Genomic DNA, 5,145 nt, shown 5'->3' with positions numbered 1-5,145 from the left:
GCATAAGCTAGTAAGAGTCCATGTAGACGACATGGTTGATAGGCCAGATGTGGAAGCTGTGTGAGCAGTGGAGCTGACTGGTACTAATACATCGAGGGCTTTACTTAATACGTTACTTAGTGAATTATCTAAATCTTCTATGCGGTTTTCAGAGTACAAACTCTGACAGATTCAGTGACGATAGCTACGAGGCTCCACCTGTTCCCATCTCGAACACAGTAGTTAAGCTCGTACACGCCGAAAGTACTTGGCTGGCGACGGCCTGGGAGGATAGGAAGTTGCTGATTAAGCATAAGCACTTACCTTTGGGTAAGTGCTTTTTATTATGCCTATGTATCTTACATTATATAATAGAGTAATCAATTTTGTTCTATAATCCTTACTACACATAGTTATTAGCCTATACTAGTAATAGTAGCGGCATGTACAAAAATAGTAAGTGCTTTTTGTATTCCTATACATGGAAACTTTGTTACGAACTCACCGTATTGTGATGTACATATGCGATACATGACAATTAGCATAATGACTAGAAGGATATATATTTGTTTGTATTGTTAGATGGTGGACAACGTGTTACGATTTATAGCTACAAAGTATGTACACAAACTTTCAAAAGGACTCGGTGTGCCTTGGTGTATAGAGGAGTATGATGGATTGTGATATAGTAATGATATATATATGAAGAGATACACCAATCATAATGGGTTAATACACATATGGTAATGCGTTATAGATTTCTTCGTATAGGGTATAGATATGCTAGTATCATTATAAATACATGGGTGTCAACATATGGTGTGCATGTATGAACAGTACTTTACTAACATTTGGTGAAAGATGTATATGTTACTAGTTTTAGCGTAGTATATGTGTGTGTAATGAGAATTATAAAGCCCCATTGCATCATTAGGTGTATAGGTCTTAATGGGGAGAAAATTATTAGTACATTACTATGGTATATATGATATAGGATATTAGCCTATTGACATGCGTCTAGTGAGAATCAATATAGGCATATAGATAATAAAAGTATTGTAACTATACATACATGTGTTTATATAAGCGGCGTATGCATCGATATATTATCGTAATGATTGATAAGGACTGCTGTGATTGCTGTGATTGATATAGGAAAAGGTATTGCAATTATAAATGCATGCGTGTATATCGGTGGTCCGTACATGGATATGCTATCTTAATAATTGCTATATGTAGTGATAGTTCCTATGTATTGACGAGTTATAACGATAGATGTATAGTATCTAATGATGACTATAAGCATAGATTACATATACTATATAGATGGAGATGATTACTATGAAAGAAAATCAACATATAGGTGCTATTATATTAGCTGTATTAGCAGCCGTCTTTTTTTCACTAAATACGCCGTTATCAAAATTGTTGCTTACAGACGTGCCAGTTACGTATATGGCCTCTTTTTTATATATAGGCGCAGGTATTGGCGTAGGTCTTATGTATTTACTGCGTCACAATAGAGAAGAACGAATGGAGCCCTTATCAAGGTCTGATTTGCCTTATGCAGTGGGAATGATTGTACTAGACATAGCGGCGCCCATCTTTCTCATGTGGGGCATTAGTATAGGATCTGCATCGAATGCATCTCTATTAACTAATTTTGAAATCGTAACGACTACGATCATTGCCCTACTTTTATTTAAAGAACGAGTATCTCTTATTTTGTGGCTAGCCATTGCATTGATTACCATTTCTAGTGGTCTCTTGTCCTTTGATACGACGAGTAGTTTCCAATTTTCCTATGGCTCTATTTTCGTTATACTCGCCACCGTATGTTGGGGATTGGAAAATAACTGTACCCGCCAGTTATCGAGTAAAAGCACCTATGAAATTGTAGTCTTAAAAGGCTTGTTTTCTGGGGGTGGTTCCTTTGTCATTGCCAGTTTGATAGGTGAAAGCTTACCTTCGCCAATGTATATTTTCTTTGCAATGGTATTGGGCTTTATTGCCTATGGAGTTAGTATTTTCTTATACATACGAGCACAACGTGAATTAGGGGCTGCCAAAACGAGTGCCTATTATGCGATCGCTCCCTTTGTGGGCGCATTCCTTTCTTTCATCGTTAATGGTGAAGCCTTAACAGAGTTATATTTTGTAGCCTTTTTAATCATGGTAGTGGGAACAGTTTTAATCGTTTATGATACCATACGAGTAAATCATGTGCATTATCATATGCATACAATCTATCATACACATGGTGGATCCTATCATAGTCATGCAATTAGGCATGAACATGCGCACCACCATGTATTACAAACGACAACACATACTCATAAGCATACAGATTTTATGAATAGCAAGGCTCATAGAAAGGATCATGAGACGCATCGATAGATGATGAAATTGGTGGGCATACTTATACAAGAACTATATACTATGTATTGACAAGCCTTATTTGATAGCCTAGGGATATGGCATGAGTGCGATACGAGAGTTATGGCGCCCTTTAATCTATTTGATAGCTTAGGGGATATGGCACAAGTCTATGAACCATGGAACCATATCTTACACGTAGTGCCAGCACATTGGTAGCATTTACTTTTAAAAACATGTAGACAATAGGAAGTATTCATCATGTAGTGCTTGTGCCTAAGCTTTTCATGTATGCGTATCACTTAGTTTTCTATTTATTGTATAAGGTATTATATATATTCATTATAGATATACTACCTTGCTTGACTAGATTTGATTTGCCCCCTATTATTAAAATAGAGATTATTATGATTAGTACATTTACAGTATATACAATAGATCGAACCCATAGTGGTAAGGAGGCATGTGCCATGAACCAACACACAGAAGAATTTGAAAATTTTGATACAGACTATACCCTGGAAGAAGCTTTAGCCGAAGCTAAGAGATGTTTAAATTGTCCTAAGCCATTGTGCCAAACAGGGTGTCCGATTGACAATCAAATTCCCCGTTTCATCCAAGCTATCGCTCATGGTAACTTTGGGCATGCCAATGAAATTTTGGCAGAACGAACCAACTTACCATCGATTTGCGGTCGCGTATGCCCTCGAGAAAAACAGTGTGAAGGTCATTGCATTTATAATAAAGCTAAGAAACCACCAATTAATATTGGGAAATTAGAACGATTTGCGGCGGACTTTGAAAGTATTAATAAGCTTCATAAAACTAAGAAAGTTAAGAAAGACCAAGGTAAAATTGCGGTCATTGGTTCTGGGCCTGCAGGGTTAACCGTTGCAGGGGATATGAGTAAGTTGGGGTATGATGTGACCGTATTTGAAGGACAGGAAGAGCCAGGCGGCGTACTTTTATTTGGCATTCCAGAATTTCGCCTTCACAAATCGATTGTACGTCGTGAAATCGCTCGACTAGAAGATTTAGGCGTGCATTTTGAATGCAACACATACATTGGTCCATCACGGACCATTGATGACTTAATGCAGCGAGAAGGATTTGATGCAGTCTTTATTGGTACGGGTACCCATGTGCCTCAAAACCCAGCGTTAGAGAACGATCAAGTGCCAGGCGTGTTGCAAGCGATGGCGTTATTGACAGCCGTACAATTGGTAGATAATGGCACCGAAGTGCCTGAACGCATTCCTGTGAAAGCTGGCGATGACGTAGTGATTATCGGTTGCGGTAATGTGGCGATGGATGCCGCTCGTACGTGCATTCGTTTGAAAGCTAATTCTGTTACCGTTGTCTATCGTCGCGGTATTGAACAAATGCCAGCGAATCAAAGTGAATATGAAGAAGCATTGGCAGAAAACGTACAATTCAAATTTTTCTCATCTCCTGTAGCAGTGACAGGCACGTCCCATGTAGAAGGCTTAGCCTATGAAACGATGGAAATTACAGAAGAGGGAAAACTAAAAGGGACGGGAGAAACTGGTGTAGTGCCATGTAATAAAATTATCTACGCCACAGGACATAAACCGAATGCGCGCCTTGTAGGTGAAGGTAATAGTATTGCCGTGGACGATAGCGGCTATGTTATTATTTCAGAGGATCCATATGGTATGACGAGTCGTGAAGGCGTGTTTGCCGGTGGTGACGTCGTTCATAGACCTGCTACGGTTGTATTGGCTATGAAAGAAGCAAAACGTGCGGTAGATGGCATGGTTAAATACTGTGAAACAAAACGCATTCAAGAAACGATGAAAGACTAATTCGTATCAATCATCGACATAAGTGTGTTTTGATGACAAGATTCATAGGGGACCATTAATTTACCAACGTAGTTCATCGGTAGATGCTAGTAGTTCTCTTTATATAGACGTGGAATCAGAAGCGGTGTATGGGGAGCAATGGAAAACAATCTGGTATATCTTATGTTAGGGCCCTTTTTTCCTGTGCTTTACGTATGTTGTATATCATTTTCTAAATCGTTGAAAATATCATATTACGCTTTACTACATTATCACTTATAAAGAATCACTTATTTTAGATTAAAAGTATTGTAAGGTATCTACTATATACTTCATAACTGTAAGTTTTTTATTATTAGACTCTGTTTTTTCACCAGTCTTATTCATTATAGTTTTTTTAGTTTACATTTTTACTTAACATAATAGAACATATAATGATAATTTTGTTAGTGTTAATCTCAAAATTATGTATTAATAAGGCTAAATATTGTCGCTTTGAAGTGATATATTGATAGAATGTTATAGATAGTTTATATTTTCTACTAGCTCAATTATTAAGTAAAGTATGAAACTAGTTTAGCAAAGTAGATACAAAATCTTATATAATATTAAAAATCTCTCCTTAACCATTTTTGGATTTGGAGAGATTTTTATCGTTGTACGCCGAATAGGCATGATTAAACCCCCAGTTAAACTGGGGGTCAGTAAAATTTCTTAGAGAAAAGGAAAGAACCTCCTAGTGATAAAATGAAGTTGGTCTGGCAACCACAACATTTTAACATAGGAGGTTCAATGTCAATGAATGACGTAAAAAGCTTATCACATAGTAAATGGAGATGTAAATATCATATTGTTTTTGCTCCAAAGTATAGAAGGCAAATAATTTATGGTCGGATAAAAGTTGATGTAGGTAAAATTCTAAGAGATTTAAGTAAGAGAAAAAATGTAGAAATTATCGAGGCGGAATGCTGTTCGGATCATATAC

3 protein-coding genes and 2 rRNA genes are annotated in these 5,145 nt (G+C 37.1%); all 5 read left to right on the top strand.

The window, feature by feature from the left end:
- Nucleotides 1–108: ribosomal RNA gene (locus tag K357_RS0107105) — 23S ribosomal RNA — on the top strand; the annotation flags it as partial.
- A 62-nt stretch (nucleotides 109–170) separates the two neighbouring features.
- A 5S ribosomal RNA gene (rrf, locus tag K357_RS0107100) occupies nucleotides 171–287 on the top strand.
- Nucleotides 288–1,320: 1,033 nt separating this feature from the next.
- Nucleotides 1,321–2,376, top strand: a complete 1,056-nt coding sequence (locus tag K357_RS0107095; protein WP_028258076.1) for a DMT family transporter — start codon at nucleotides 1,321–1,323, stop codon at nucleotides 2,374–2,376.
- 449 nt (nucleotides 2,377–2,825) lie between these two features.
- The gene (locus K357_RS0107085) at nucleotides 2,826–4,181 is read left to right on the top strand and encodes an NAD(P)-dependent oxidoreductase (protein WP_028258075.1); all 1,356 of its coding nucleotides are present in this window, start codon (nucleotides 2,826–2,828) and stop codon (nucleotides 4,179–4,181) included.
- A 777-nt stretch (nucleotides 4,182–4,958) separates the two neighbouring features.
- The coding region (tnpA, locus tag K357_RS0107080; RefSeq protein WP_028258074.1) for an IS200/IS605 family transposase at nucleotides 4,959–5,145 on the top strand (187 nt) is incomplete at its 3' end.

This window comes from Veillonella montpellierensis DSM 17217, assembly GCF_000426745.1.
Taxonomy (GTDB): Bacteria; Bacillota; Negativicutes; order Veillonellales; family Veillonellaceae; genus Veillonella; species Veillonella montpellierensis.
This window is presented reverse-complemented; position numbering and strand designations above follow the sequence as displayed.

Coding starts and splice junctions, on each gene's coding strand:
- K357_RS0107085 (WP_028258075.1), top strand. CDS start 2,826: ATGAACCAACACACAGAAGAATTTGAAAATTTTGATACAGACTATACC.
- K357_RS0107095 (WP_028258076.1), top strand. CDS start 1,321: ATGAAAGAAAATCAACATATAGGTGCTATTATATTAGCTGTATTAGCA.